3 protein-coding genes are annotated in these 4,082 nt (G+C 58.8%); 1 reads left to right on the plus strand and 2 read right to left on the minus strand.

What is annotated here, in order from left to right; all coding sequences use genetic code 11:
- On the minus strand, window positions 1-295 hold a 295-nt coding region (locus D8U18_RS28085; RefSeq protein WP_277752500.1), incomplete at its 3' end, for an iron-sulfur cluster biosynthesis family protein.
- A 199-nt stretch (window positions 296-494) separates the two neighbouring features.
- Window positions 495-2,804, minus strand: coding sequence for a fatty acid cis/trans isomerase (locus D8U18_RS28090; RefSeq protein ID WP_131109225.1), 2,310 nt, complete (start codon window positions 2,802-2,804; stop codon window positions 495-497).
- A gap of 156 nt (window positions 2,805-2,960) precedes the next feature.
- Here D8U18_RS28090 and D8U18_RS28095 point away from each other — a divergent pair.
- Window positions 2,961-4,082, plus strand: a 1,122-nt coding sequence (locus tag D8U18_RS28095; RefSeq protein ID WP_177435075.1) for a homocysteine S-methyltransferase family protein, incomplete at its 3' end; no start/stop codon positions are given.

Raw genomic sequence — 4,082 nt, forward strand, 5'->3', positions numbered from 1 at the left:
CGTTTGGCGCCTTGATGGTCAGCTGGCCACCCATGCGGTCGGTGGCGTAGTCGACAACCGCGTCGTCCAGGAACGCTTCGCTGAACGAATCGATATAAGCGGTGAAGCTCTTGAGCCCCAGCGCCGTGTCTTCGGGTTTTTCTTCGCCAGGTTTGCAGTAGGCAATGCAGGTTTCTGCATACTGGGTGCCAGGCTGGGTGATGAAGACGCGGATGCCGATACCCGGGGTGTTCTGCTTGGACAGCAGATCAGCCAGGTAATCGTGGGCGGCGTCGGTAATGGTAATAGCGGTCATGGAAACTCCTCGCAGGCTTGGGCGCAGTTTACGCCAATCATCGCCGCGGACAAAGTCCTAGTATTTTTGTCGGGAAAGATTCCGACGCTACTCCTCTGTAGGAGCAAAGCTTGCTCGCGATAGCGTCAGGCCAGCCAGCGTTGAGTCTGAATGTGCCGGCGTCATCGCGAGCAAGCTTTGCTCCTACAGAATGGGTGTTTCAGAGGTTTTCGTAGCGGTTCATGTCGAGTACGCCCTCTTCCAACGGTTCGGTCTCGTGGATGTAGCGGCTCAAATCATGGAAGTACTGCCAGAATTGCGGGTGACTGCGGCGGATTCCCCAACGCTCGACGATTTTCTCGAAATGATCGGCGTCCTTGGCGTTTTCCATGGCTTCGACGAACGCAGGTACCTGCCCGGCGGGAATGTTGAACATGAAGTTCGGATAGCTGCTGAGTACCCCAGGAAAAATAGTCAACGTGTCCAGGCCTGGCTGATAGCGCAACGACTCGCCGAGCATGAACGCCACATTACTATGGGCTCGATTGCGCAACATGCTGTAGACCACGCGTTGGCCGCTGGCCGTTTCGATACGCAGCATGGTCGCTTCCGGCAGTTGATCGATAACCTTGAGCCCCGCGGCGGGTCGTGCCGTGAGCATGCTCAGGGCTTGTTCGGCGTTTTGCAAGTCAGGGTCGATGTTCGGCCGGGAACAATAGGCTCCGTTACAGCGGTTGATCGGATCAGGGTTGGCATTGAGGTCGCCATAGCGTGCCAGCAACTGCAGGGCAAAGTCGCGCTTGGGGTCTTTTTCGTCGAGTTTCAGCGCGGTGGGCGTATCGTCGTCGATGGCTTCATAGTTCAACCACATCTTGAATTTGCCGCCGCTCTGATACCAGTCGCTGAGGTAATCGTCCCGCGAATCCGCAGGCATCAGGCGCAGGAAGTTCTGCTCGGCACCATTGCGAATCAGATCGAAATACAGGCGTGTCTGAGCCTGATGGGAAACGTTGCCGAACACGTCAAAATTCACCGCCAGCTGATAGTAAGTACGTTCCAGCAGCGGGAAATCGAACAACCACATGGTTTGCGGCACATCGCCAATCAGGCCTTTGGTCACGGCAGCACTGTCGAAATGACGGAAAATGCTCAGCAGCGCATTGTCGTTACCCGCCCACAGGGTCGACCAGCTCGGTGCCGGCATTTCGGCGTAGTTGTCCCGGCGCAAGGCCTCGTATTCGTTGCGTTTGTCGCGGTAGTCACGCCACAGACTCAAGACACTGCCGACATCGTCGTTCTGCCCCGGCATCGCCAGCAACGGCGTGGCCTGGCCGCGATAGTTCGGGTCTGTAATGTAAAGGTCATGTTCCGGTGCCTGGAACAGCGCCCAGAAGTTGTCCCGGATCACGTCGGTAGCGATCTGCCCCCGACAAACCGGGCCGCGAATAAAGGTGCGCACGAAATACTCGGCGTTATCGAGCATGAACTGGTAACGCGCCTGGGCCGGGATTGCCTCGAAGGTGGCAAACGGGTTGGCCCGGCTCTGCGGTCCATAGCCGGGCAGCGCATTGGCCTGCCAGTTGCCGCTGTAGAACAGGCTTTTGACCCGCGCCATTTTCGCGGCACTCAAGGGGTAAGTGATGTGGGTCTTGTGGACGATAACACCCTGTACCGGCCACAGCCGGTAGTAAAACTGGTTACCTGGGTCATCGTTCGGGCGACGGGTATTGATCAGATCGATGGGCTGGCCAGTCGGTGTGCGCGAGCGCACCCACTGAAAGAAATGACCCGGTTCACCGTCCTTGAAATAGAGGTGCGCGAGAAACCAGTGCTCATACAACCAGCGCCCCACCAGGCTTTGCCGGGCGCCCGCCGAGTTGAGCAGGTTCTCCCACTGCACCACCTGCAACGCTTCTTTGGCGCTCGGCACCAGGCCCTGTTCATCGATCGGCGCACCGGAAGCCAGCCAACGTTGCAGCGTCTGGTACTGCTGATCGGTCAGGCCGGTGACTGCCAACGGCATGCCTTCCTTTGGATGGGCGCTGGCGTACCCATCAAATTCGCCGGGCATCGCGCACATGTTGTCCCGGTTCAGGCCCAGGACGATCTCTGCAGGCAATTTGGCGTTGGGCTGCAGTGGCGTTCGATGACCCAACTCCAGCATCCGCGCCATCAAGGCAGCCTGATTGCTCTGGGCGTCGAGCACCGAATAAAAACCCAGTTGCTGCCAGGCCTGTTTGCCGCTCGCGTCATAAAACAAACGGGTTGGAGTTACCGCCTGGCCACGATCACCGTCATACACCGGGACTTTGGTCGCGCCGCGTGCCGCACCTTCGCCGCTGCCGAGGTTGAGCTGGCAGGCCGCGTCATTACAGGCGTGGCAGGCCACACACTTTTCAGTGAAGATCGGTTGAATGTCACGGGTGTAGGAAATGGAAGAGGAACTGCCAGCAGTAACCGCCGGGTCTTGCGCCGTTGCGCCCCAGCTTAAAAACAGCAAAACACTGCTGATGACGACGCGATACGACATGTCCCTGGTCCCGATCCTTTAAAAAACGCCGCGATTCTACCGGTCCGGCGCCCTCTCCAACATGAACGATATTCATGCAAAACCCGAACATGCTCTAAAAGCGCACAGGTTTGCTATTATCCCGGCCCTTCGTCATGGTCTTTCCGAGTAGTCCCAATGTCCGATCGCAGTGTTCGCCTTCAAGCTCTCAAGCACGCCCTCAAAGAGCGCATTCTGATTCTCGATGGCGGTATGGGCACGATGATCCAGAGCTACAAGCTCGAGGAGCAGGATTACCGTGGCAAACGCTTCGCCGACTGGCCGAGCGATGTCAAAGGCAACAACGACTTGTTGGTGCTGACTCGTCCCGACGTGATTGGCGGCATCGAGAAGGCTTATCTTGACGCCGGCGCCGACATTCTGGAAACCAACACCTTCAACGCCACCCGGATTTCCATGGCCGATTACGGCATGGAAGAACTGGCCTACGAGTTGAACGTAGAAGGCGCACGCCTGGCCCGCAAGGTCGCCGATGCGAAAACCCTCGAGAACCCGGACAAGCCGCGCTTCGTCGCTGGCGTGCTCGGCCCCACCAGCCGCACCTGCTCGCTGTCGCCGGACGTCAACAATCCCGGCTACCGCAACGTGACGTTCGATGAGCTGGTGGAGAACTACACCGAAGCCACCAAAGGCCTGATCGAGGGCGGCGCCGACCTGATCCTGATCGAAACCATCTTCGACACCCTCAACGCCAAAGCGGCGATTTTCGCCGTGCAAGGTGTGTTCGAAGAGCTGGGCATCGAGTTGCCGATCATGATTTCCGGCACCATCACCGACGCCTCCGGCCGTACCCTGTCCGGCCAGACCACCGAGGCGTTCTGGAACTCCGTGGCCCACGCCAAACCGATTTCGGTCGGCCTTAACTGCGCCTTGGGCGCCAGCGAACTGCGCCCATACCTGGAAGAACTGTCGAACAAAGCCAACACCCACGTGTCCGCGCACCCGAACGCCGGTTTGCCAAACGAATTCGGCGAGTACGATGAACTGCCGACGCAAACTGCCAAGGTCATCGAAGAATTCGCCCAAAGCGGCTTCCTGAATATTGTCGGCGGCTGCTGCGGCACCACGCCGGGCCACATCGAAGCCATCGCCAAAGCCGTGGCCGGTTATGCCCCGCGCGAAATTCCGGACATTCCCAAGGCCTGCCGCCTCTCGGGCCTGGAACCGTTCACCATCGATCGCAACTCGCTGTTCGTCAACGTCGGCGAGCGCACCAACATCACCGGTTCCGCCAAGTTC

Source organism: Pseudomonas sp. Sample_10 (assembly GCF_004321495.1).
Lineage (GTDB): Bacteria > Pseudomonadota > Gammaproteobacteria > Pseudomonadales > Pseudomonadaceae > Aquipseudomonas.

Coding starts and splice junctions, on each gene's coding strand:
- D8U18_RS28090 (WP_131109225.1), bottom strand. CDS start 2,804: ATGTCGTATCGCGTCGTCATCAGCAGTGTTTTGCTGTTTTTAAGCTGG.